Below are 25,637 nucleotides of genomic sequence, written 5' to 3' on the forward strand. Positions count from 1 at the left end.
GAGCAGGGCGTTGCGGCGGTTGGCCGGTGGTGGGGCGATGGCGTCGCTGGGTGTGGGTCAGGAGCGGGCGGGGCAGTTGCTGTCCGGGCTTGGGGGTCGGGCCGCTGGTGTGGGTGTGGCGGCTGTCAACGGGCCTTCCTCCACCGTGATTTCGGGTCCGCCGGTCCAGGTGGCCGCTGTGGTGGCGGTGTGTCAGGAGGCGGGGGAGCGGGCGCGGCTGATCGAGGTCGATTACGCCTCGCATGGTCCTCAGGTGGATGAGATCCGCGAGGAGTTGAACGAGGTTCTGGCCGGTGTTCGCCCGGTTGTGGGTGGGGCGGATGAGGTGGCGTTCTATTCGACGGTGACCGGCGGCCGAGTCGACGCATCCGTCCTGGATGCGGACTATTGGGTGCGGAATCTGCGGGAGCGGGTGCGGTTCGCCGATGCCGTCGAGGCGCTGCTGGCCGATGGGCATCGGGTGTTCATCGAGGCCAGCACCCACCCCGTGCTGACCATCGGAATGCAGGAGACTTTCGAGCAAGTAGGTGCCGACGCGGTCGCTGTTCCCACCCTGCGTCGCGATCACGGTGGCCAGGTCCAGCTCCTCCATTCCCTCGGCCAGGCGTTTGTCGCCGGGGTCGAGGTGGACTGGAAGGCGGCGTTCCCGGCCGACCCCACCCCCCGTACGGTCGATCTGCCCACGTACGCCTTCCAGCACCAGCGTTACTGGATGAACGCCTCGGGCGCGACCGGTGACCCCAGCGGCCTCGGGCTGGTCGCCGCGGGCCATCCGTTGCTGGGCGCCGCCGTGGAGCTGGCTGATGGGAGCACCCATCTGCTCACCGGGCGCATCGCGGCCGGTGGCGGTGGCGGCTGGCTTGGCGAACACATCGTGGCGGACGCCGCCCTGGCCCCGGGCGCGGCGCTGGTGGAGTGGGCGTTGCGAGCGGCCGACGAGGTCGGCTGTGGTGGGGTCGAGGAGCTGGCGCTGCAAGTGCCGTTGGTGCTGCCCGAGTCAGGCGGATTGCGCATCCAGGTGGTGGTGGGCGCCGCGGCGGAGGACGGGCGGCGCGATGTGCGGATCTACTCTCGTCCGGATGGCGAGGTCGACTCGGGCGCCGAGGTGGGCTGGGTGTGCCACGCCGAGGGGGTGCTGAGCCCGGCACTGGAAGGCGCGGAGCCGTCGGCCGAGGGACTGGGCGGGACATGGCCTCCGGCGGGTGCGCAACCGGTGGATCTGGAGGGGTTCTACGAGCGCTCCGCGGCGGCGGGGTATGCGTACGGGCCGTCGTTCCGGGGGCTGCGCGCCGTGTGGCGGGACGGTGCGGACCTGCTGGCCGAGGTGGCGCTGCCCGAGGCGGCGGGCGAGGCGGACGGATTCGGCATCCACCCGGCGCTGCTCGACGCGGCCCTGCACCCGGCCCTCCTGCTCGACACGGGGTCCGACCAGGAGCGGGACAGCGGCCAGGTGTGGTTGCCGTTCGCCTGGAACGGGGTCTCGCTGTGGGCCGCTGGAGCCAGCACCGTACGCGTTCGGCTGTCCCCGCATCGGGACGGTGCCGAGGGTGAGCGCGGGCTGCGGCTGGTGGCGGCCGATGCCGTGGGCGACCCCGTTCTGACGGTCGACTCCCTGGTGACGCGACAGGCGGCCGTAGAGCAGTTGCGAGCTGGGGCAACGCGTGGTGTGGACGGTCTGTTCGTCCTGGACTGGACCCCACTGTCGCAGCCGACGGGGACCGGCGGGCCGGTGGCTGATCGCGGCAGCTGGGTAGTGCTGGCGGCCGAGGGCGCCGGCCCGGGTCTGGAGGCGTTGCTCGCGGGGCTCGATGACGGGAAGCCGGTTCCGGCCGTGGTGCTCGCCGAGTTCCCGCGCCCGGACGCCGATGCCGATGTCGTGGCCGACCTGGCGACCGCTGGTCTGGCGATGGCGCAACGGGCTCTGGTGCTGGTGCAGCAGTGGCTTGCCGAACCACGGCTTGCCGATGCCCGGTTGGTCGTGGTGACACGTGGCGCGGTGGCCGTCGCCGACACAGAGAGCGGCACGGATGTGGCCGCCGCCGCGCTCTGGGGTCTTCTGCGGAGCGCTCAGGCGGAGAACCCGGGGCGTTTCCTGCTGCTCGACCTCGACCTCGACCTCGACCTCGACCTTGACCTCGGCTTCGGCTTCGATTCGGCGGCCGATGCGAGCGCGGACAACGTACGGGACGCCGTCGCGCGGGCGGTGGACCTGGACGAGCCGCAGTTGGCCGTGCGGGATGGACGGGCGTGGGTGCCACGGCTGATCCGCGCCTCCGTCGAAAGCGGTCCGGAGGGGCGGGACGACCCGGTAGCGCTCGATCCCGAGGGCACCGTGCTGGTGACGGGCGGCACCGGCACCCTGGGGGGCCTGGTGGCCGAACATCTGGTGCGCACCTGGCAGGTCGGCCATCTGCTCCTGGTGAGCCGTCGCGGGCCGGACGCCCCGGGAGCCCGCGAACTGGCCACGCGTTTGGAGGAGTTGGGCGCACGGGTGCGGATCGCCGCCGTGGACGTCACGGACGCGTCGGCGGTGGCCGAACTCGTGGCGGGGATCGACGCCGACCATCCGTTGACCGGTGTCATCCATGCCACGGGGCTGCTCGACGACGCTGTGGTGACCTCCCAGACACCCGAGCGGCTGGCCCGGGTGTGGGCGGCCAAGGCGATGGGTGCGGCGCATCTGCACGCCGCCACCGCCGATCTTCCGCTCTCCCTGTTCGCGATGTTCTCGTCGGCCGCCGGCGTCCTGGGCAGCCCCGGCCAGGCCAACTACGCGGCGGCGAACGCCTTTTGCGACGCCCTCGCCGCCCACCGTCAGGCCCATGGCCGCCCGGGGCTGTCGGTGGCCTGGGGCCTGTGGGCCCAGTCCAGCGAGCTGACCGGAAAGCTCGCCGCGACGGACCGGGCCCGGATGTCCCGCTCGGGCATCACCGCGATGTCCAGCGAGAAGGCGCTGGGCCTGCTCGATGCCGCCTGTGCGCAGGGCAACTCTCTCTGCGTCGCCGCCGCCGTCGACACGGTCGGGGTGGCTCGTCAGGATCTTCCGGCGGTGTTGCGGGGGTTGGTGTCCGGCAGGACCGCGCGCCGGATGGCGGCCGGTGAGACGGGGACTTCGGGGTTGGCGGCTGAGTTGGTGGGGTTGGATGCGGCTGGTCGGTTGGGTGTGGTGGTGGATGTGGTGCGGGGTGGGGTGGCGGTGGTGTTGGGGTTTGGTTCGTTGGGTGAGGTGCGGGTGGATGCGGCGTTCAAGGAGTTGGGTTTTGATTCGTTGACGGCGGTGGAGTTGCGTAATCGGTTGTCGGTGGTGACGGGGTTGCGGTTGCCGGCGACGTTGGTGTTCGACTATCCGACGCCTCGTGCGCTTGCGGAGTATCTGTGCACCCGGCTGACCGGTGAGAACGCAGCCTCCGGTGCTCACCTCGCGGTGCGGGCCGACGTGGACGATCCCGTGGCAATCATCGGCATGACCTGCCGTTTCCCGGGAGGTGCGAACTCCCCCGAAACGCTGTGGGACCTGGTGGCCTCGGGGAAGGACGTGATCGGGGAGTTTCCGACTGGCCGCGGCTGGGACCTGGATGCGCTGTTCCACCCGGACCCCGATCACCCGGGCACCAGCTATGCCAACGAGGGCGCTTTCCTCTATGACGCCGACGCGTTCGACGCGGCGTTCTTCGGGATCAATCCGCGGGAGGCGCTGGCCACGGATCCGCAGCAGCGGTTGCTGTTGGAGGCGTCGTGGGAGGTGCTGGAGCGGGCGGGGATCGACCCGGTGTCGTTGAAGGGCAGCCCGACCGGTGTCTACGCGGGCGTGATGTACCACGACTACGCTGCCGGGCTCAGCGGCGGCGGCGCGGATGTGAAGCTCGAGGGCTATGCGATGCTCGCGGGTTCGGGCAGCGTGGTCTCGGGCCGGGTGGCGTACACGCTGGGCTTCGAGGGTCCGGCGGTGACGGTGGATACGGCGTGTTCGTCGTCGTTGGTGGCGATGCATCTGGCGAGCCAGGCGTTGCGGCAGGGGGAGTGCACGCTGGCGTTGGCCGGTGGGGTGACGGTGATGGCCACCCCGGATGTGTTCACCGGTTTCTCCCGTCAGCGCGGTCTGGCCCCCGATGGCCGCTGCAAGCCCTTCGCGGCGGCCGCCGACGGGACGGGCTGGGGCGAGGGTGTGGGCGTTCTGCTGCTGGAACGGCTGTCGGACGCCCGCCGCAACGGCCATGAGGTGCTGGCGGTGATCCGTGGTTCGGCGGTCAACCAGGACGGCGCGTCCAATGGGTTGACGGCGCCGAACGGTCCGTCGCAGCAGCGGGTGATCCGGCAGGCCCTGGCGAGCGCCGGGCTGTCGGCATCGGATGTCGATGCGGTGGAGGCGCACGGTACGGGTACCACGCTGGGCGATCCGATCGAGGCGCAGGCACTGCTGGCCACCTACGGTCAGGATCGCCCCGCCGAGCAGCCGCTGCTGCTGGGCTCGATCAAGTCCAACATCGGGCATACGCAGGCGGCGGCGGGTGTCGCGGGTGTCATCAAGATGGTGCAGGCCATGCGCCATGGAATGCTGCCCGCCTCGCTGCATATCGATGAGCCGAGCCCGCATGTGGACTGGGAGAGCGGTGCGGTGCGGCTGCTGACCGAGGCGGCGGAGTGGCCGAACGGTGAGCGGCCGCGCCGGGCCGGTGTGTCCTCGTTCGGCGCCTCCGGCACCAATGCCCATGTGATTCTGGAGCAGGTTCCCGAGGAGGACGGGCCGGAGGTGGAGGCCGACTCCTCCGACATGGGCACGGTCTCGTGGGTGCTCTCGGCGCGGAGCGCGGAGGCGCTGCGCGGCCAGGCCGCCGCTCTGGCCGAACAGGTGGGCGGCGCGTCCGAGCTCTCGCCCGTCGACGTGGGGTGGTCGTTGGTCACCACGCGATCGGTGTTCGAGCACCGAGCGGTGGTGGTGGGCGATGACCGTGCGGAGCTGTTGGCCGCCGTGGAGGCGTTGGCGGCGGATGTGTCGCATCCGAGTGTGGTGCGGTCGGGCACGGCGGCGCTGACGGGTGACGTGGGTCCGGTGCTCGTCTTCCCCGGTCAGGGTTCGCAGTGGGCCGGTATGGGCGCCGAACTGCTGGAAGCCTCGCCGGTGTTCGCCGCCCGGGTGGCAGAGTGCGAGCGGGCGCTGGCGCCGTACGCGGACTGGTCGCTCACGGACGTACTGCGTGGCGCGGAGGGTGCGGCGGATCTGGGCCGGGTGGATGTGGTGCAGCCGGTGTTGTGGGCCGTGATGGTGTCGCTCGCCGCGGTGTGGGCAGGACATGGCGTACGTCCTGCGGCGGTGGTGGGCCACAGTCAGGGTGAGATCGCGGCGGCTGTCGTCGCGGGGGCGCTGTCCCTGGAGGACGGTGCCAAGGTCGTGGCGCAGCGCAGCAAGGCACTGCGGCGGCTGGCCGGAGGCGGGGCGATGGCCTCCCTCGGTGTGGGCCAGGAGCGGGCGGGTCAACTGCTCTCCGACCTGGGAGACCAGGCCGGAGGCGTAGGCGTGGCGGCCGTCAACGGCCCCTCCTCCACGGTGGTTTCGGGGCCGCCGGAGCAGGTGGCCGCCGTCGTGACCGCGTGCGAGGAGGCGGGGGAGCGAGCGCGGCTGATCGAGGTGGACTATGCCTCGCACGGCCCTCAAGTGGACCAGATCCGGGAGGAGTTGAACGAACTCCTGGCCGGTGTCCGCCCGCTCGACACGTCCGGTTCGGGTACGGCGTTCTACTCGACCGTGACCGGTGGCCGAGCCGACGGCTCCGTCCTGGATACGGACTACTGGGTACGGAACCTCCGTGAGCGGGTGCGGTTCACCGATGCCGTTCAGGCGCTGCTGGTGGCCGGGCACCGGGTGTTCATCGAGGCCAGTACGCACCCCGTGCTCACCCTCGGTCTGCAGGAGACCTTCGAGGAAGCCGAGATCCCGGCCGTCACCGTGCCCACCCTGCGCCGCGATCACGGCGGCCGGGCCCAGCTCCTCCACTCGCTCGCCCAGGCGTTCACCGCCGGGGCCGACGTCGACTGGACCACCCTGTACCCGGGCTCTCCGACTCCCCGCGTGGTCGCCCTGCCCACCTACGCGTTCCAGCGCGAGCGCTACTGGCTCGACGGCCACGGCGGACGCGCCGGCGACCCGGCCGACCTCGGGCTGGTCTCCGCCGGACATCCGCTGCTGGGCGCCGCTGTGGAACTCGCCGATGGCCGTGGCCATGTGCTGACGGGCCGGATTTCGGCGCGTACGCACACCTGGCTCGGTGAGCATGTGGTGGCGGACGCGGTGCTGGTCCCGGGCGCGGCGCTGGCGGAGTGGGCACTGCGGGCGGCCGATGAGGTCGGCTGTGGCGGGGTGGATGAGCTGGCGCTGCACGTGCCACTCGTCCTGCCGCCGTCGGGCGGGCTGCGGGTGCAGATCGTGGTGGGCGAGGCCGCTGAGGACGGGCGGCGCGAGGTGCGGGTGTACTCCCGGCCCGCCGCCGGTGAAGGAGAGACCGCCGCCACGGGATGGGTGTGCCATGCGGAGGGTGTGCTGAGCCCGCCCCCGGACCGTTCCGACGAGGCGCCCGGCCTGGGCGGGGCGTGGCCTCCGGCCGGTGCGGCATCGCTCGGCGTCGACGGGTTCTACGACCGGGTCGCGGCCTCGGGCTATGGCTACGGGCCGTCCTTCCAGGGGCTGCGGGCCGTGTGGCGGGACGGGGCCGATGTGTGCGCGGAGGTGGTCCTGCCCGAGGCCGCCGGGGAGCAGGCCGGATTCGGCATCCATCCGGCGCTGCTGGACGCCGCGCTGCATCCCGCACTGCTGATCGACCGGCTCGATACGCACGATGACACCGAGACGACCGGTGACGAACCCACTGATGGCCGGGTCTGGCTGCCATTCGCCTGGAACGGCGTGGCGTTGTGGGCGGCCGGGGCGACCACGGTCCGGGTACGTCTCTCTCCCCACCAGGAGACCGCCGAGGGTGAGCGCGCCCTGCGGCTGACCGTGGCCGACGCCGTCGGCGCCCCGGTGCTGACCGTCGACTCCGTGGCGATGCGGCCCGCGAGCGTCGACCAGCTGCGGGCGGCGGTGGCCCCCGGCGGCCATGCCACGGACAGTCTGTTCACCGTCGAGTGGACTCCCCTGCCGCTCGCGGCCGGGGCCGGAGAGGCGGCGACCGGGGACGACGGCTGGGCGGTCGTGGGGGCCGGTGGTCACCCGGATCCGGCCGCGCTCGTCGCGGCACTCGATGACGACGAGCCCGCACCGCCCGTCGTTCTCGCCGATATGACCGACCTGACCGGGCCCACCGCTGAGGGCGTCGAGGAGGCGTCGGCCGAGGCGCTGGCGGCGACCGAACGGGCGCTGGAGCTGGTGCGGGGCTGGCTGGCCGAACCGCGGCTGGCGGATGTCCGGCTGGTGGTGGTCACGCGAGGCGCGGTCGCGGTGGACGGCCCCGAGAGCACCGCCCGGGTGGACCTGGCCACGGCCGCCGTATGGGGCCTCGTACGCAGCGCACAGTCGGAGAACCCCGGCCGGTTCGTCCTCCTCGACCGCGACGATGAGCCCAACTCCCAAGCCGACCCGCTCACCGACGCCGTACGCATCGCCGTGGCGCGCGCCGTGGAGATGGACGAGCCCCAGCTGGCCCTGCGCGCCGGTCGGGCCCTCGTGCCCCGCCTGGTTCACGCCGGTACCGGTGGCGCGGGGCTGGTGGGCCCCGTGGCGCAGCCGGAGGCATGGCGGCTGGACACGGCGGGCACGGCGACCCTGGAAAACGTCGTACCGGTGCCCTGCCCCGAGGTGCTGGAGCCCCTGGCGGCGGGCCAGGTGCGGATCGCCGTACGCGCCGCCGGTGTCAACTTCCGTGATGTCGTGGTCAGTTTGGGCATGGTGCCCGGCCAGACCGGACTCGGCGGAGAGGGCGCCGGAGTCGTGGTGGACATCGGCCCCGAGGTGACCCATATGTCCGTGGGCGACCGCGTCATGGGCGTCCTCGACCAGTCGTTCGGACCGCTCGCGGTCACCGACGCGCGGTTGCTGGCGCCGATCCCGGACGGCTGGAGCTTCCGGCAGGCGGCGGCCGTACCGGTGGCCTATCTGACCGCCTGGTACGGACTGACGGACCTCGCCGGGCTGCGCCCCGGGGAGTCGGTGCTGATCCATGCCGCGACCGGTGGTGTGGGAACGGCCGCGGTGCGGATGGCGCGGCACCTGGGGGCGGAGGTCTACGCGACGGCGAGCCCGGCGAAGCACGGGGTGCTGGAGGCGATGGGCATCGATGCGGCTCACCGGGCCTCGTCGCGCGACCTGGCCTTCGAAGCGGCACTCCGGGAGGCCACCGGCGGACGTGGCGTCGATGTGGTGCTCAACAGCCTCGCCGGCCCCTTCGTCGATGCCTCGCTCCGCCTCCTCCGCGAGGGCGGGCGGCTTCTGGAGATGGGCAAGACCGACATCCGCGAACCGGAGCCGATCGCGGCCGAGCACCCCGGGGTGACCTATCGGGCCTACGACCTGATCACCCACGCCGGCCCGGACCGTATCGGCGAAATGCTGTGCGAACTGGGCGAATTGTTCGCCTCCGGTGTGCTCGAACCGCCCCCGGTCCATGCGTGGCCGCTCAGCCGGGCGCGTGCGGCGTTGCGGTATCTCAGCCAGGCCAAGCACACCGGCAAACTGGTCCTGGACGTCCCCGCCCCGGTGGACCCGGACGGCACCGTGCTCATCACCGGCGGCACCGGAACCCTCGGCGCGCTGGTGGCCGAACATCTCGTCCGCGCGTGGAACATCCGCCATCTGCTGCTGGTGAGCCGCGGTGGCCCCGACGCACCCGGGGCCAAGGAGCTGGTGGCCCAGCTCGCCGACCTGGGCGCCGAGGCCCGGATCGAGGCGGTGGACGTGACCGACGGCGCCGCGGTGCACGACCTCGTCGCGGGCATCGACCCGGCACACCCCCTGACCGGTGTCGTCCACGCGGCGGGTGTGCTGGACGACGCGGTGGTCACCTCGCAGACCCCGGAGCGTCTGGCCAGGGTGTGGGGTCCCAAGGCCACGGCCGCGGCCCATCTCCACACCGCCACCGCGCATCTGCGGCTCGGCATGTTCGTGATGTTCTCCTCGGCCGCGGGCGTGATGGGCAGCCCGGGCCAGGCCAACTACGCGGCGGCCAACGCCTATTGCGACGCCCTGGCCGTCCACCGCCAGGCCATGGGCCTCCCGGCGGTATCGGTGGCCTGGGGGCTGTGGGCCGATGCCAGTGGTATGACCGGGCATCTGGACGAGGCGGACCTGGCCAGGATGTCCCGCTCCGGCATCGCCGCCATGTCCGGCGAGCAGGCGCTGGGGCTGATGGACGCCGCCTGCTGGCACGGCGCCCCGCGACCCGCGGCCGTACAGCTCGACCTCCGGACCCTGGCCGCCCAGCCCACGGACACGCTGCCCGCCCTGCTGCGTACGCTCCTCGACAGCGGGACGACCACCCGTCGTACCGCCGCCACCGGGGCGCCTGCCGCCGGTCTGGTCGCCCAGCTCACGGCGGTGCCCGCGGAGGAGCGGCACCGGATCCTGCTCACGCTGGTGCGCACGCAGGCCGCGGCGGTGCTGGGCCACACCGACGCCGGGGCGGTGTCCGGTGACACCCCGTTCAAGGACCTGGGCTTCGACTCGCTGACCGGCGTCGAACTGCGCAACCGGCTCGCCGCCGCCACCGGGCTGCGGCTGCCCGCCACCGTCGTCTTCAGGCATCCGACGCCCTCGGCCATCGCCGCCGAACTGCGTGAGCGGCTGTGCCCCGCCCAGCCGGACACCTCGGCGCCCGTCTTCGGCGAGCTGGAGCGGCTGGAGGCGGCGATGGCGGGGCTCGGTGCCCACGACGAGGCCCGCGGCCGGCTGGCGAAGCGCCTGGAGGCGCTGCTGTGGCGGCTCAGCGACGACACACCGGCCGAGGCCACCGGCGAGCACCGCCCCTCCGGGGACGACGGCGCCCTCGACTCCGCGTCGGACGACGAGTTGTTCGAGTTCATCGACAGGGAACTGCCCTCTTGATCGTGAGTGAGGCTTGATCGTGAGTGAGGACTGATGTCGGGTACGGAAGAGAAACTCCGCCAGTATCTGAAGCGGGTCACGGTGGATCTCGGGCAGGCCCGTCAGCGGCTGCGCGAGATGGAGGAGCGGTCCCAGGAGCCGGTGGCCATCGTGAGCATGGCCTGCCGCTACCCCGGTGGCGTGGGCTGCCCCGAAGAACTGTGGGAGCTGGTGGCCTGCGGTGGCGACGGCATCACCGCGTTCCCCACCGACCGCGGCTGGGATCTGGAGGGCCTCTACCACCCGGACCCCGACCACCCCGGCACCAGCTATGTCCGGCACGGCGGGTTCCTGGACGGCGCCGACCGCTTCGACGCGGAGTTCTTCGGGATCAGCCCGCGCGAGGCCCTGGCGATGGACCCGCAGCAGCGATTGCTGCTGGAGGTGGCCTGGGAGCTGTTCGAGCGCGCGGGTGCCGACCCGCTGACGATGAAGGGCAGCCGGACCGGTGTGTACGCGGGCGTGTCCAGCCAGGACTATCTGTCCCGGATGCCCCAGGTCCCCGAGGGCTTCGAGGGCTATGCCACCACCGGCAGCCTCACCAGTGTGGTCTCCGGCCGGGTGGCGTACACCTTCGGTCTTGAGGGCCCGGCGGTGACAGTGGACACGGCGTGTTCGTCGTCGCTGGTGGCCATGCATCTGGCGAGCCAGGCACTGCGCCAGGGCGAATGCGATCTGGCGCTCGCGGGCGGGGTCACCGCGCTCACCACACCGACCGCGTTCGCCGAGTTCTCCCGGCAGCGCGGGCTGGCCCCGGACGGCCGCTGCAAGTCCTTCGCGGCGGCCGCGGACGGCACGGGCTTCTCCGAGGGCGTCGGCCTGGTGCTGCTGGAGCGGCTGTCGGACGCGCGGCGCAACGGACATCGGGTGCTGGCCCTGATCCGGGGCTCGGCCGTCAACCAGGACGGTGCCAGCAACGGCCTCACCGCGCCCAACGACGTATCGCAGGAACGGGTGATCCGCCAGGCGCTGGACAACGCACGGCTCGCCGCCGATCAGGTCGACGCGGTGGAGGCCCACGGCACGGGCACCTCCCTCGGCGACCCGATCGAGGCACACGCGCTGCTGGCCGCCTACGGCCGGGACCGGCCCGGTGAACGGCCCCTGTGGCTGGGGTCGCTCAAGTCGAACATCGGCCACGCCCAGGCGGCCGCCGGTGTGGCCGGTGTGATCAAGATGGTGATGGCGCTCCGCCACGAGACGCTGCCGGTGACCCTGCACATCGATGAGCCGACCTCGCATGTGGAGTGGGAAGGCGGCGGGGTACGGCTGCTGACCGAACCGGTGGCGTGGCCCAAGGGCGAGCGCTCCCGCAGGGCCGGGGTGTCCTCGTTCGGGATCAGTGGCACCAATGCCCATCTGATCCTGGAGCAGCCCCCCGAGCCGAGTCCCCCTGCCGGGCAGGAGGAGTCCGCCGACCGCGAGTCTGGGACGGTGGCGGCGGTGGTGCCCTGGGTGCTGTCCGCCCGTAGTGGCCAGGCCCTGCGGGGGCAGGCCGCCGCGCTCGCCCGGCGGATGGCCGCCGACTCAGGGCCGTCCAGCGCCGAGGTGAGCTGGTCGCTGGTCACCACCCGCTCGGTGTTCGACCACCGGGCCGTGGCCGTGGGCGAGACCCGCGAGGAGCTGATGGCGGCCGTGGAGGCGCTGGCCACCGGCGGGACGCACCCGGCCCTGGTCCACCCCGGTGGCGCCGCTGTGGCCGGGGGCCTGGGCCCGGTGCTGGTGTTCCCCGGCCAGGGCTCGCAGTGGGCGGGCATGGGCGCCGAACTGCTCGACGCCTCACCCGTGTTCGCCGCCCGCGTGGCGGAGTGCGAGCGTGCCCTGGCGCCGTACGTCGACTGGTCCCTCACCGATGTGCTGCGCGGCGCCGACGGGGCGGGCCACCTGGGCCGTGTCGACGTCGTACAGCCCGTCCTGTGGGCCGTGATGGTGTCGCTCGCCGCGGTGTGGGCAGGCCACGGCGTACGTCCAGCGGCGGTGATCGGGCACAGCCAGGGCGAGATCGCGGCGGCCGTCGTGGCCGGGGCCCTGTCGCTGGAGGACGGCGCCAAGGTCGTGGCGCTGCGCAGCAAGGCGTTGCGGCGGCTGGCCGGTGGCGGGGCGATGGCCTCCCTGGGAGTGAGCCGTGAGCGGGCCGAGAAGCTGCTGGCCGGGTTGGGCGACCAGACGGCGGGCGTGGGCGTGGCGGCCGTCAACGGCCCCTCGTCCACGGTGATTTCCGGGCCGCCCGAGCAGGTGGCGCACGCCGTGGCGGCGTGTCAGGAGGCGGGCGAGCGGGCCCGCCCGATCGAGGTGGACTACGCCTCGCACAGCCCTCAGGTGGACGAGATCGCCGACGAACTGGCGGAGGCCCTGGCCGGTGTCCGGCCGGTCGCGTCCACGGTGGCGTTCTACTCCACGGTCACCGCCGGCCGGATCGACACCACCGCGCTGGACACCGGGTACTGGGTGACCAACCTCCGGGAACCGGTGCGGTTCGCCGACACCGTCCGGGCGCTGCTGGCCGATGGCCACCGCGTGTTCATCGAGAGCAGCACCCATCCCGTACTGACCGTCGGCATGCAGGAGAGCTTCGAGGAAGCCGCGGTGGACGCGGTCACCGTGCCCACGCTCCGGCGCGACCACGGCGGCCCGGCGCGGCTGATCGAGTCCCTCGCGCTGGCCTTCACGGCGGGTGTCGCGGTCGACTGGACCACCCTCCACCCCACCGGCCTCACCGCCCCGCGCACCGTAGAACTGCCCACCTACGCCTTCCAGCGGGAGCGGTACTGGCTGGCCGACTCCGTGTCCTTCGACACGCGGGCCCCGGCGGACGAGGAGGAGTCCCGGTTCTGGGCCGCGGTGGAGGGAGAGGACCTGAGCGCGCTCTCCGAGACGCTGCGCCTCCCGGACGACACCGGCCACCGGACCTCGCTGGGCACCGTGCTCCCCGCGCTCTCGACATGGCGCCGCGCCCGGCGTGAGCGCTCCGCCGTGGACTCATGGCGCTACCGCGTCGAGTGGCGGCCCGTCACCGATGGCGCTCCCGCTGCCGGGGGCTCCTGGCTCGTGGTCCACCCGAAGGCCCCCCATGCCTGGACCGACGCGTGCGTACGGGCGCTGGGCGCGGACGGCGGCCAGGTGCGGCGGCTGGAGGTGGCCGAGGACACCGACCGCGAGGGGCTCGCCGAGTTGCTGCGCTCCCGGTGCGCCGAGGAGCCGCCACCGACGGGCGTCCTGTCGCTGCTGGCCCTGGACGACGAAGAGCCGTCACCGCTCCCCGGCGTGGCCCCCGGCCTGACCGGAACGCTCACCCTGCTCCAGGCGCTGGTGGACGCCGCCGTCACCGCGCCCCTGTGGTGCGCCACCCGCGGTGCGGTCGCCATCGACGACTCCGAGTCCCCCGACGCTCCCCACCAGGCGCAGCTGTGGGGGCTCGGCAGGGTGGCAGCCCTCGAACACCCCGACCGATGGGGCGGGTTGGTGGATCTGCCCACGAGCCCGGACACCCTCGCCGGGGAGCGGCTGCGCGCCCTGCTCACCGGTGCCTCGGGCGAGGACGAAGTGGCGCTGCGCCCGGCCGGTGCGTACGGCCGCCGGTTGGTCCCCGACCCGATCGGAGGCCGGGCCCCGATGCGCGCCTGGAAGCCCCGGGGCACCGTGCTCATCACCGGAACCGCCGACGGGCCCGCCGCGCATGTCGCCCGCCACTTGGCCGCCGACGGGGCGGAACACATCGTGATGCTGTGCCCGGGAGGTGGCGATGCCCCCGGCGCCGAGGAGCTGAGGGCAGAACTGGACGCGCTCGGCACCGGACTCACCGTGGCCGACCACGCGCCCGCCGACCGGGAAGGCACCGCGCGCCTCCTCGAGCGCGTGGCGGAGGAGAGCGGGCGGATCGGGACCATCATCCACACCTCGGCCTCCGGTGAGCTGGCCCCGCTGATGGAGCTCACCCCGCGGCGGCTGGCCGAGGAGATCCGCGCCCATCTGGACGACACCGGGCGCCACCTGGACGAACTCTGCGGCATGGGCGCCGAGGACACCGTGGTCTACTTCTCCACCGTCGCCGCGTCCTGGGGCAGCAAGGACCATGGCTCCTACGCGGCCGCCACCGCCTGCCTCGACGCGCTGGCGCGGCGCGACCGGGCCGCCGGACGGCCCACCGTCTCGATCGCGTGGGGGCTGTGGGACCTGCCGTACGACGGTGAGGCAGCGGACGCGACGACGACCTCGCACACCGAGCGCTCCCGGCGGCAGGGCCTGCCCCCGCTGGACCCCGGGCCGGCGCTGACCGCACTGCGCCAGGTGCTCGACCACGACGATCCGGGCGTCACCGTCGCCGATGTGGCATGGGAGCGCTTCGCGCCGCTGTTCACCCTCGCCCGTCCCAGCAGGCTCTTCGACGGTGTCCCGGCCGCCCGCCAGGCCATCGAGGCCGCGCGGGGACCCGCGGCGGACACCGGCACCGACGAGGCGTCGGCGCTGCGGCGGGAGCTGGCCGCCGTGCCCGGGGACGAGCGGGTCGAGCGGCTGCTGGCGCTGGTACGCGCCCATGTGGCGGCCGTACTGCACTATCCGGCGCCGGAGGCGGTCGAGCCGGACCGCCCGTTCAAGGAGCTGGGGTTCGACTCCATCGCGGCCGTGGAGCTCAGGAACCGGCTGCGCGCCGCCACGGGGCTGAGCCTGCCGACCACGGTGGTCTTCGACTATCCGACCCCCCGCACGCTGGCGGGCCACCTGCTGACCGAGGTGGACCCGGGGGAGGCCGACGCGGCGCATCCGGTGTCCGGACACCTCGACGAGGTCGAGGCCGCACTGGCCGGGCTGCCGACCGGCGACCCGCGCCGCGCCGGTCTGGTGAACCGGTTGCAGGCCCTGGTGTGGAAGTACACCGCCACCGCGCAGGAGGCCGATGAGCCCGCGGGCGAGCAGGATCTGGCGGCGGCCACCGCCGATGAGGTGTTCGCCCTCATCGACCGTGAGCTCGGGGTCTGACCGCCGGGGGGGGGGCCCCCGCCCCCCCCCCCCCGGGGGGCAAACCCCCTCATCGACCGTGAGCTCGGGGTCTGACCGCCGGTGCGTCAACCGCTGTGCTCCCGGCGTCGGCCGCTGATCGAGTCGGGGTCCCAGCCCGGTCGGGGAACGGACGCCAGCAGAAGCTGTGTGTAGGGGTGTCCGGGGTCGGTGAGGAGGTCCGCGACGGGGCGGTGTTCCATCGTGCGGCCCCGGTACAGAACGAGCGCCTCGTCGCACACGTATCGCACGACGGCCAGGTCGTGGCTGACGAAGACCAGGCCGATACCGGTGTCGCGGCGGATGTCCCACAGGAGGTTGAGCACCTGCGCCTGTACGGATACGTCGAGGGCCGACACCGCCTCGTCGAGCACGAGCACGACGGGTTCGACGGCCAACGCCCGTGCGATCGCGGCGCGTTGGCGCTGGCCGCCGGAGAGCTTGCGGGGGAGTGCGGCCGCCTCGCGCTCGCCGAGGCCGACCTGGGCGAGCAGCTCCCTGGTGCGGGTGGCCCGGTCCGCCCGGTCAGACATGCCGTGCAGGCGCAGCACCCCGTCGATGGTCGCGCCGATGCTGATGCGCGCGTCCAGCGAGAGGTACGGGTCCTGGAAGACGATCTGGACCGCCTTGGCTCGGGCGAGGCGGGCCGCCTTGCCGCGTACGGTCGCGGTCAGCGGCTCGCCCTGGACCAGGATCCGTCCCGCGTCGGGGCGTTCGAGGCCGATCAGCATCCGGGCCGTGGTCGTCTTGCCGGAGCCCGACTCTCCTACGATGCCGAGCGCGCCGCCGGCCCGTACGGAGAACGACAGGTCGTCGACCGCGACGACCTCCGCCTTTCCCGTCCGGTAGGTCTTGCGCAGACCGCTCACTTGGAGCAGCGTGTCCGTCTCGCTGGTCAACCGTCCTCCAGCTGGGGTGAGTTGGGAGCGGTCGCCGTCGCGGCGAGCGCGTCGGGTACGGAGGTGAGGTCGTCGGCGCGGTGGCAGGCGACCTGGGCCGTGCCGTGCCGCTCCAGGGGCGGTGGTGACTGGTCGCAGACGCCGGGCCGGGCGAAGCGGCAGCGGGCCGCGAACGAGCAGCCGGGGGCGGAGTCGAGCAGACCCATCGGGGCCCCGGGGATCGGAGTCAGCCGGGCGGGCGGGCCGTTCGGCGCCGACAGGGGAGGGGACGAGCCGAGCAGGCCCGCGGTGTAGGGGTGGCGAGGCGCGGCGAAGAGTTCGGCGGTGGGGGCCGTCTCCACGATCCGCCCCGCGTACATCACATAGACGCGGTCGCAGGCGGCGGCCGCGAGTTCGATGTCGTGGGTGATGAGGAGCAGACCCAGGTCGCGTTCGCGTTGCAGCCGTCCCAGGATGGCCATGATCTCGGCCTGGGTGCTGACGTCGAGGGCGGTGGTCGGTTCGTCGCACAGCAGCAGCCGGGGTTCGGTGGTGAGCGCTCCGGCGATCATGACGCGTTGGAGCATGCCACCGGAGAGCTGGTGCGGATACTGGGTCAGGTGCCGGGCGGGGTCCGGGAGGCCGACCGCGGCGAGGAGTTCGGCGGCCCGTGCCTTCGCACGGTCCTTGGCCCAGCCGTGGCTGACGCGCAGCGACTCGGTGAGGAAGTCCCCGATGCGGCGAACCGGGTTGATGCCCGCCCGGGGGTCCTGGAAGATCATCGACGCCTTGGCCGTACGGATGGTCCGCAGGCCGGTGGCGTCGGCACTCACCAGGTCCGTCCCATCGACCCGGACATGGCCTTCGACTTCGGCCCCCGCCGGGAACAGGCCGAGGGCGGCGCGGGCGGTGACCGACTTCCCGGAGCCGGATTCACCGACCAGGGCGACGATCTCACCGGCGGCCACGGTCAGATCAATGCCGTCGAGAACCGGGCGGGCCATGCCGGGCAGGGCGATGCTCAGGGCCTCGTACTCGAGCAGTGCCATCAGGAATCCCTTCCCGCGAGCCGGTCGCCGAAGTTCTCTCCGACCACGTTGAAGGCGACGACGACCAGGACGACCGCGACAGCGGGCACGATCGACGACAGCGGCTGCCCCCGCAGCACCGCGGCCTGACTCTGGTTGATCATCGCGCCCCAGTCGGGTGTCGGCGGCTGAACGCCAAGGCCCAGGAAGGACAGGGCGGCGAGGTCGAGCAGCGCGTAGCCGAAGTTGACGGTCGACTGGGCGAGCACGGTCGGGCCGATGTTCGGCAGCAGTCGGCGCACCGCGACGAACATCCCGGAGTGCCCTTGCACACGGTAGGCGGCGATGTAGGGCCTGGCCTGCTCCTGCAGGGCGAGGCCGCGCACCAGCCGGGCGGTGTACGGCATGTATGCGAGGGACATGGCGATCACCGGTGCCGTCATCCCCTTGCCGAAGACCGCCACCGCGAGGATCGCGACGAGCAGCGCGGGGAAGGCGAACAGGACGTCGATCAGCCGGCCGATCACGGTGTCGACCCAGCCGCCCCGCCAGGCCGTGAACAGCCCGACGGCGATGCCCGTGACGGTGGAGAACAGCACCACCGTGAGCGGCCCGACCAGGCTCGTACGACTTCCTTCGACGAGGGCCGAGAAGGTGTCGTGCCCACCCTGGTCCGTGCCCAGCCAATGCTCGGCGCTCGGGCCCACGAGCCCCGAGCCGAGGTCGCCGTAGGTCGGATCCTGCGGCGCGAGCCACGGCGCGAACACCGAGACCAGGACGAACAGGACCAGAAACAGCAGGCACAGGTTCTGCGGCCACCCGCCGCCCAAGGACCGCAGTCGGGCTACCGGACCGCGCATCACACCTGGGATCTGTACGCTCATCGTGCGCTCCCCGCTGCCGCCACCCGCGGATCGATCAGCGGGTGTGCCACGTCCACCAGGGCGTTGACCACGACGAACGCGGCCACCACGAGCAGTACGATCGCCTGCACCACCTGGAAGTCCATCTGGTTGACCGACTGCACGAGCAGCGATCCCACGCCCGACATCCCGAACGCGGTCTCCACGATCGAGGTGCTCACCAGCATTCCCGAGATCAGGAGCGCGGAGACGGTGACGATCGGTCCGAGCGCGTTGCGCAGCACATGACACCGGATCACGGTCCACCGTGGTGTGCCACGGCTCACCGAGACCTCGACATGCTCACGGCCCAGCTCCTCCAGCATCGCCGACCTTGTCACCCGGGTCACCAGCGCCATGAACGTCACCGACAGCGCCACCGCCGGAAGCACGACATGATGCAGCCGGTCGAGTACGCCGGAGCCGTTGCCGATGGTCGGGAACCAGCCGAGCCGCACCCCGAACTGCGACCTCAACAGCACCGCGACGACGAAGGCGGGGGCGGCGGCCCCCACCGTCACCAGAAGCATCAGCACGGAGTCGGTCCGCGTGCCGCGGCGCAGCGCGCCGACCATGCCCGCCGCGATGCCCACCACCGCGATCAGCAGTGCCGACACCCCGACCAACAGCAGCGTGGCCGGCAGGCGCGACCAGATGACCGAGCTGACGTCCTGGTGGAAGATGTAGGACCGGCCGAAGTCGCCGTGCAGCACCTGGTCCAGCCAGTGCCCGTACCGGACCAGGAACGGCTGGTCGAAGCCGTACTGGTGGCGGATCTCGGCGAGTTCCTGCGGGCTCGCGCTGCGGCCGCGCACCAGGAAGCTCGCCGGGTCGCCGGGCGCCAGGTACAGCGAGGAGAACACCAGGAACGAGGTGACCAGGAGGGTCGTGGCCATCCCGGCCAGTCTGCGCAGACCCTCGAGCGCCCGTGTCGCCGTGCGATTCATCGCTTGGCTCCGATCTCGGCCGCCCACGGGTAGTACAGGTAGGCGATCGACGGCTGGACGCCGGTGATCCGGTTGCCGAGGAAGACGCTCACGGGCTGCGTGTGCAGGGGCAGCCAGGGCAGTTCCCGCAGGGCGATCCGCTGCGCCTTCGCGTTGGCTTCCGCGTGCGCGGCCGGTTCGTAGGTGCCGATGGCCTGCTCGACGGCCTTGTCGAAGTCCTTGTTCGACCAGCCCCCGTAGTTGGTGGACGCGCCGGTCTCCAGGGAGGTGTACATGTCCAGTGGATCGGTGATCGACGTGTACCAGAAGGTGAGGAAGAGGTCGATGCCCTTGCGGGCGGCGGGGTCGGTGAAGAGCGTCGAGTACTTCTCCGGGGGGAGCGTGTCGATCTTGGGGTCGAGCCCGATGTCCCTGGCCGCCTGGGCGACAGCCTGTGTGGTGATCGTCGACTGCGAGTCGAGCGGGCTGGACGCGATGACGATGTGCTGGCCCCGCACTCCGGCCCGCTTCGCGAGCTTCTTGGCCTTGGCCGGGTCGTACGGGTAGCGCGGCACGTCCTTGAGGAGGGCCTTGCGGGTCGCGGCGGGTGCTTTGTTCCACATGTTGTCGGTGACCAGCGAGTCGGCGACCTCACCGACTCCGCCGGCGCCCGCCTTGACGATGCCCTCGCGGTCGATGGCCATCAGCAGGGCCCTGCGCACCCGGGTGTCGCCCAGCGGGCCCTTGAGATCGCCGACCACCTCGTCGGCGACGGTGGTGTTGCGGCCGAAGTAGAGCTTTCCCGCCTGGGACGAGCCGAGTTGGGCGTAGGAATCGGTGGGGACCATCCAGCCGCCGTCCACCTCACCGCTCTGGAAGGCGCTGACGCGGGTCGTCGCATCACTCAGGAACACGAACGTGACCTGGCCCGCCTTGGCCTTGAGCTTGGGGTTCCAGTAGCCGTCGAACTTCTTGAGCACCAGCGACTGGCCCGGGTTCCAGGACCCGAACGAGAATGGCCCGGTGCAGTTCACACCGCCCTTGGGGCTGCCGTAGTCCTTGCCCTCCTTGGCGAGGGTGGCGGCGGACTCGACGGTGCCGGGGCTGGCCGCCATCTCCTGGTTGAAGGTCGAGTCCGGCTTCTTCAGCCTGACGGTGACTTCCAGCTCACCGGACTCGTCGATCGACTTCACATTGCGGAACGAGTTGGCCCAGGCGCTGCCCACGGCGGGGTCGAGGTGGCGGCGCAGCGAGGCGACGACGTCGTGCGCGGTGAGCACCGTCCCGTCGTGGAAGCGCACATGGGGGCGGATCTTGTAGACCCAGGTGGTGGGCGTCGGATTGCGGTACGAGGACGCGAGGTTCGGCGACGTCGTCAGATCCGGGTTCCAGCGCAGCAGGCTCTCGCAGACGTTGGAGAGGATCTGGTTGGGCGGGTAGTCGAAGGCGTAGGCGTAGTCGATCGAGGTGGGCTCGGCGAAGATCGACCAGCTGAAGGAGTCAAGTGCCCCTGTGGCGGCGGGAGTCCGGTCCGTGAGTTGGTACGCGGCACTCGTGCTGCCGCTCTTGTCCGAGTGCGCGGTGCCACTGCACGCACTGGTGGTGAGCACCGTGGCCACCGCGAGGAAGGTCCCCACGGCGCGCCGCGATGGTCGTGTCCGTCGTCTCGTTCCTGCGCTCCCTGTGGGCATCGTCTGGCTCCGTCCGGGGTGGGCTCGGTGAAGTAGCGGGGATACGTCAGTCGGTCGCGGCGAAGACGAGCCGACCGTCGATATAGGTCCGGCGCACCCGGGCGTTGGCGATCTCCTGGGAGGGGCCCGCGAACGGGTCGCGGTCGAGTACCACGAGATCCGCGTACTTGCCCTCCTCGATCGTGCCGGTCACGTCGTCGAGGTGGTTCACCCAGGCGCTGCCCGCTGTGTACGCGGTGAGCGCCTCGGCCAGGGACAGGGCCTGCTCGGGGTAGAACGGCGCGTACGGCGCGTCGGGGGTCTCCTCCGGGGGTGCGGTGCGGTTGACCGCGACATGGATGCCCCACAGCGGGTTGGGGCTGCTCACCGACCAGTCGCTGCCCGCGACCAGGCGGGCCCCGGCGCGCCGCAGATCCCCGAACGGGTACTGCAGGGCCGCCCGCTCCGGGCCCAGGAACGGGATCGTCAGCTCGTCCATCTGCGGTTCGTGCGCGGCCCACAGCGCCTGGATGTTCGCGGCCACCTCCAGACTCGCGAAGCGTCCGATGTCGTCGGGGTGGACGACCTGGAGGTGGGCCATGTGGTGCCGGTTGTCATTGACGCCATTGGCGGTGCGGGCCGCGGCGAGCGCGTCGAGGGCCTCACGGACGGCGCGGTCGCCGAGTGCGTGGAAGTGGACTTGGAAGCCGGAGCGGTCGAGCGCGCACACCGCCTCGGTGAGCAGGGCGGGTTCGACGAAACTGAGCCCGGAGTTGGCGGTGGGGCAGCCACAGCCGTCGAGGTAGGGCTCCAGCATTCCCGCGGTGAAGTTCTCCGCCACGCCGTCCTGCATGATCTTCACGCTGGTGGCGTTGAAGCGGCCCACCTGCCCGGTGCGGCGGCGCTCCTCCAGCTCGGGAAGTTGTTCCAGGCCGCGTTCGCGGTCCCACCACAGGGCGCCGACGACGCGGGCGAGCAGCGAGCCTTCACGGGCCGCGCGCAGATAGACATCGAAGTTGTCGGGGTTGCCGGGGAAAGCGCCGATCATGGCGTCCTGCCAGCCGGTCACCCCCAGCGAGAAGAGGTACTCCTGCGCGGCGAGCAGCCCGGCGTACGCCTCGTCCGGTGTCGCGATCGGCATATGGCGGGCCACCAGTTCCACGGCGCCCTCGTGCAGGGTGCCTGCCGGGGTCCCGTCCGGCTCCCGCTCGATCCGGCCGTCCGCCGGGTCGGGGGTGTGGCGGTCGACCCCCGCGAGGTCGAGCGCGCGGGTGTTGGCCCAGGCGCCGTGGCCGTCCCGGTTGGTGAGCAGGACGGGCCGGTCCGGCACCACCGCGTCGAGCATGCCGCGCGTCGGCGTACCCCCGGGGAAGCTGTCCATCGACCAGCCGCCACCGCGAATCCAGGTCGCGTCCGGATGGTCCTTGGCGTACTGGGCCACCACCGCGAGACAGCCCTCGGCGGTGCTGCGCTCGCCCAGGTCGCAGCCGAGCATCAAGGATCCGCCCACCACGGGATGGACATGGGCGTCCTGGAACCCGGGGACGAGCAGCCCGCCCTCCAGGTCGACGACCTCCGTGGTGGCCCCGGCGAGCGACCACACCGTGCTCGCGTCGGCGACGGCGAGGATCCGGCCTCCCCCTACGGCGACGGCGGCGTCCACCGGGATGGGCCTTGTTCCGGCTCCGGTGAAGACCCGGCCACCCACGAAAACGGTGTCGGCCTGTTGGCTGCGGTGTGCCATCGAAGCAACCTCCGGCTCGGCGGGCTGACCCCGCTGGCTTGTTGTTGTGGAGGAGTGAACGGCAGCGCAACGCTGTTGTCAACGGTATTGCGCTGATCGTTTCCTGGATCGATACACTGGCCGCACCATGCCGAAGTCACCCGCCAACACGGCCCGGAGCAAGCGCGCAGGCAGTCAGCTGACGCCCGACGCGATCATCGACGCGAGCCTGCGCATCGCGGCCCGCGGCAGCGAGGACGCCTTCACCGTCCGGCGCCTGGGCGAGGAGCTCGGTGCGGACCCGACCGCGATCTACCGGCACTTTCGCGACAAGGACGAGCTGCTGCTGTCCGTCGCGGACCGCACGCTCCGCGAGGTGCTCGACAGCATCCCCGAGGGCCTCGACTGGAAGGGGCGCATCCGGGCGCTCGCCGACGGCTCACTGGCGGTCGCCCTCAAATACCCGGTGGTGGGCTCGGCCATGGCGAGCCGGACCACCCGGCGGCCCAATGAGTTCCGGGTCGTCGAACTCATCCTCGGCGCCGTCATGGAGGCCGGACTCGAGGGCGCCGAGGCGGCCTGCCACTACCGCATGGTCGCGGACTCACTCCTCGCCTATGTCGGACAGCAGGCCGCCTATCTCCTGTTCGACGCGGAGGCCCGCGCGGCCGACGAGTCCGCCTGGACCCGCGAGTACCGGCTGGTCGACCCGCGGACATTCCCGAACATCACCCGCCTGAGCGCCGAACTCGCCGAGGTGACGGATGAGCAGATCTACGAGGCCATGGTCGGGGCGCTGATCTCGGCGATCGAGAAGCGGGCCGAGACCTTGCGGGGGCCTGAGCGGCCTCGCTGAAGTCCGGTGCGGTGCGGGTGCGCCCCGAAGGGGGGCGGGGAACTGCGCGACCAGCCACGACGCAGCCGCAGATGAACGATCGCACCTCGCGACACTTCCCGCGGAGCGCTCAGCCGTCGGTGGCGGGGGTGCCGTGCCGGTCAGCCATGCGTTGCCGACCGGCCGGAGGCTCCGCGGGCCAGGTCGAGCAGATCGTCGGCCACCCGCCGGGGGTGCTGGGCGTGCAGATCGTGCTCGGAGTCGAGATACTCACGCATCGTCGCATGGCGCAGATCGGCCGTGGTCTCCCTGATCCGGGAGCGGATGCGGTCGGCCCACTTCGCGTCCGCGCCCTTGGGGATGGCGGGCATCAGCAGGGTGGGCACCTCGATGGCCGCGTACCACGGCCTCGGCGGCTCGTTCCAGATGCTGTGCAGGATCGACATGTGCTGCTCGGTGGACATGCGCCGGGACAGCGACCCGTCCGGGTTCTCCCGCATCGTGGCCACCGCGGCCTCGATCGCCGCCGGGGACCAGTCCGGGTGGATGGCGCGGAAGTAGTCGCTCACACTCTGCACGGTGGCGCCCTCCAAGGACGCCGGCCGCAGCGCCCCGACGAACGCGTCCCAGGAGGAGAACGCCTTGGCCGGCTCCAGCCAGCCGCCGTCCACCAGGGCCAGCGCGGCGACCAGCTCGGGGTGCTCGGCGGTCAGCCGCACCGAGATATTGCCGCCCCAGGAGTGACCGGCCACCACCACCCGGTCCAGCCCGAGGGCGGCGGACGCCGCCACCAGATCCGCGACCGCGGTCGGGATGTCGTATCCGGTCTCCGGTGCGTCGGAGTCCCCGTGGCCGCGCAGATCCACCGCGTACACCGCGTGGCCCGCGGCGGCCAGATGGTCGGCGACCTCGTCCCACAGCCGGGCGCTCGACGCCATGCCGTGGACCAGGAGAAAGGGAAGCGACGCCGTTCCCGGCCGGTGCCGGAAATGCAATTTCACATCGTCGGTTACGGGCACGGAAAGATCCATGGCGGAATTCTAGCCGGACCGCCCAATCCGATTCGACCGCTGGGGATGTGACGTATGCGCGAATTAGCGGCGCTTTAGCGGGAGGCGAGATGCTGGATGGCCGGGCGATTCATACTCTCATGCCGACCCACCTCCCTTGCCGACCGTAGACTCCGAGCCGAAGTGAGGCGCCGTGTATCCCCCGGAATCCAGGTTCGCCCATATCGACAACATCGACCTCACCGACTTGTCCTTCTGGGCACAGCCGTACGGCGACCGCGACGCCGCCTTCGCGGCGCTGCGCAGACGGCCGGAGCCCGTTCTCTTCCGCGAGCCGGTCATGCCCGGGTTCGGGCAGGGGTCCGGCTATTACGCGATGGTCCGGCATGCCGATATCGCCGAGGTGAGCCGGCGCCCGCAGGACTTCGGCTCCGTGCCCACCGCGATCAGCATCATCGATCTGCCGGAGGAGTTCAACAACTTCTTCGGATCGATGATCAATATGGACAATCCCCAGCACGCCCGGATGCGCCGGCTGGTCTCCCGCGCGTTCGGCCGGGGAATGGCAGCCGAGTTCGAGGCGGCATCCCACAAGGCGGCCCGGAAGATTGTCGACGACCTCATCGCGGAAGGGCCCGGCGACTTCGTCCGGAAGGTCGCGGCGATCATGCCGATCGCGGTGCTCAGCGGCATGATGGGGATTCCCGACGACGACTACGAGTTCATTTACGACCGGTCCAATATCATCGTCGGCACCTTCGACCCCGAATATGTTCCCCGGGCCGATCAGGCCACCGCCGCCCTGCTGAAGACCTCCCATGAACTCGCCGACTACATCGCACGGCTCGCCGCCGACCGCACCCGCAACCCCACGGGCGATCTGATCACCCGGCTGGTGCAGGCGCAGATCGACGGTGAGCGGCTCAGCCCCGAAGAGCTCTCGTCGTTCTTCATCCTGCTCGTCGTCGCCGGAATGGAGACGACCCGCAACGCCATCTCGCGCGGTCTGGTGCTGCTCAGCGACCACCCGGAGCAGCGGAAGCTGCTGCTCTCCGACTTCGAGGCCTACGCGCCGGGCGCGGTCGAGGAGATTCTGCGGGTCGCGACCCCCATCAACTGGATGCGGCGCACCGTCCGGCGCGACTGCGAGGTGAACGGCCACCGTTTCAAGGAGGGCGACAAGCTGCTGCTCTTCTACTGGTCGGCCAACCGGGACGAGGACGTCTTCCCCGACCCCTACGAGTTCGACATCACCCGGGACCCCAATCCGCATATGACCTTCGGGTCGGTCGGCCCGCACTTCTGCCTGGGCGCCCATCTCGCCCGGATGGAGGTCACGGTGCTCTTCCGCGAGCTGTTCAGCCGACTGCCGGAGATCCGCACGGTGGGGAAGCCCCGGCGGCTGGTGGCCAGCTTCGTCGAGGCCATCAAGCATGTGGAGTGCGCCTTCTGACACACCTGCCCCGCACCATCAAAAACGGGGGGCCGGGGGGGGGGGCGGACCCCCCCCCCCCGCGCGGGGGGCGCGCGGGGGGGGCGGGGGGGGCTGTGGGGGGGGGGGGGGGCGCGGGGTGGGCGGGGGGGGGCGCGAGCGCGCGCGT

At 71.8% G+C, this 25,637-nt stretch carries 11 protein-coding genes; 4 read left to right on the plus strand and 7 right to left on the minus strand.

Annotated elements, in window-relative coordinates; genetic code table 11:
- The coding region (locus ACFXB5_RS40420) for an SDR family NAD(P)-dependent oxidoreductase (protein ID WP_385218187.1) at nt 1-10,030 on the plus strand (10,030 nt) is incomplete at its 5' end.
- Between the two features lie 33 nt (nt 10,031-10,063).
- The gene (locus ACFXB5_RS40425; protein WP_385218190.1) at nt 10,064-15,046 is read left to right on the plus strand and encodes a type I polyketide synthase; all 4,983 of its coding nucleotides are present in this window, start codon (nt 10,064-10,066) and stop codon (nt 15,044-15,046) included.
- Between the two features lie 86 nt (nt 15,047-15,132).
- Here ACFXB5_RS40425 and ACFXB5_RS40430 read toward each other — a convergent pair whose 3' ends face one another.
- The 6 genes from ACFXB5_RS40430 to ACFXB5_RS40455 all read right to left on the minus strand — a co-directional run bounded on the left by ACFXB5_RS40430 (nt 15,133) and on the right by ACFXB5_RS40455 (nt 22,212).
- Nucleotides 15,133-15,963: an ATP-binding cassette domain-containing protein gene (locus tag ACFXB5_RS40430; RefSeq protein ID WP_385218193.1), complete on the minus strand. Its 831-nt coding sequence runs from the start codon at nt 15,961-15,963 to the stop codon at nt 15,133-15,135.
- Complete coding sequence (locus ACFXB5_RS40435) at nt 15,960-16,991, minus strand: ABC transporter ATP-binding protein (RefSeq protein ID WP_385218195.1); 1,032 nt, start codon at nt 16,989-16,991, stop codon at nt 15,960-15,962. The genes ACFXB5_RS40430 and ACFXB5_RS40435 overlap by 4 nt, the downstream gene beginning before the upstream one ends.
- Entirely contained in the window at nt 16,991-17,854 is an 864-nt protein-coding gene (locus ACFXB5_RS40440) for an ABC transporter permease (protein ID WP_385218198.1), read from the minus strand. The genes ACFXB5_RS40435 and ACFXB5_RS40440 overlap by 1 nt, the downstream gene beginning before the upstream one ends.
- A complete protein-coding gene (locus ACFXB5_RS40445) occupies nt 17,851-18,819 on the minus strand; it encodes an ABC transporter permease (protein ID WP_385218201.1) in 969 nt (322 codons plus the stop codon). Before ACFXB5_RS40445 ends, ACFXB5_RS40440 begins: the two co-directional genes overlap by 4 nt.
- On the minus strand, nt 18,816-20,435 hold the full coding sequence (locus tag ACFXB5_RS40450) for an ABC transporter substrate-binding protein (protein WP_385218204.1): 1,620 nt from the start codon (nt 20,433-20,435) through the stop codon (nt 18,816-18,818). Before ACFXB5_RS40450 ends, ACFXB5_RS40445 begins: the two co-directional genes overlap by 4 nt.
- A 100-nt stretch (nt 20,436-20,535) precedes the next feature.
- Entirely contained in the window at nt 20,536-22,212 is a 1,677-nt protein-coding gene (locus ACFXB5_RS40455) for an amidohydrolase (protein WP_385218206.1), read from the minus strand.
- 127 nt (nt 22,213-22,339) lie between these two features.
- Here ACFXB5_RS40455 and ACFXB5_RS40460 point away from each other — a divergent pair, with 127 nt between their 5' ends.
- Nucleotides 22,340-23,047 carry a TetR/AcrR family transcriptional regulator gene (locus ACFXB5_RS40460; RefSeq protein WP_385218209.1) on the plus strand — a complete coding sequence of 236 codons (708 nt, stop codon included), beginning with the start codon at nt 22,340-22,342 and terminating at the stop codon, nt 23,045-23,047.
- A 140-nt stretch (nt 23,048-23,187) separates the two neighbouring features.
- Here ACFXB5_RS40460 and ACFXB5_RS40465 read toward each other — a convergent pair whose 3' ends face one another.
- Nucleotides 23,188-24,057 (minus strand): alpha/beta fold hydrolase, encoded by an 870-nt coding sequence (locus ACFXB5_RS40465; RefSeq protein ID WP_385218210.1) that lies wholly within the window; start codon nt 24,055-24,057, stop codon nt 23,188-23,190.
- Between the two features lie 172 nt (nt 24,058-24,229).
- Between ACFXB5_RS40465 and ACFXB5_RS40470 the strand changes: the two genes are divergently transcribed.
- Entirely contained in the window at nt 24,230-25,489 is a 1,260-nt protein-coding gene (locus ACFXB5_RS40470; RefSeq protein WP_385218213.1) for a cytochrome P450, read from the plus strand.
- Nucleotides 25,490-25,637 lie beyond the last annotated feature (148 nt).

The sequence above is a fragment of the Streptomyces sp. NPDC059455 genome, assembly GCF_042750115.1.
In the GTDB taxonomy this organism is placed as follows: domain Bacteria; phylum Actinomycetota; class Actinomycetes; order Streptomycetales; family Streptomycetaceae; genus Streptomyces; species Streptomyces endocoffeicus.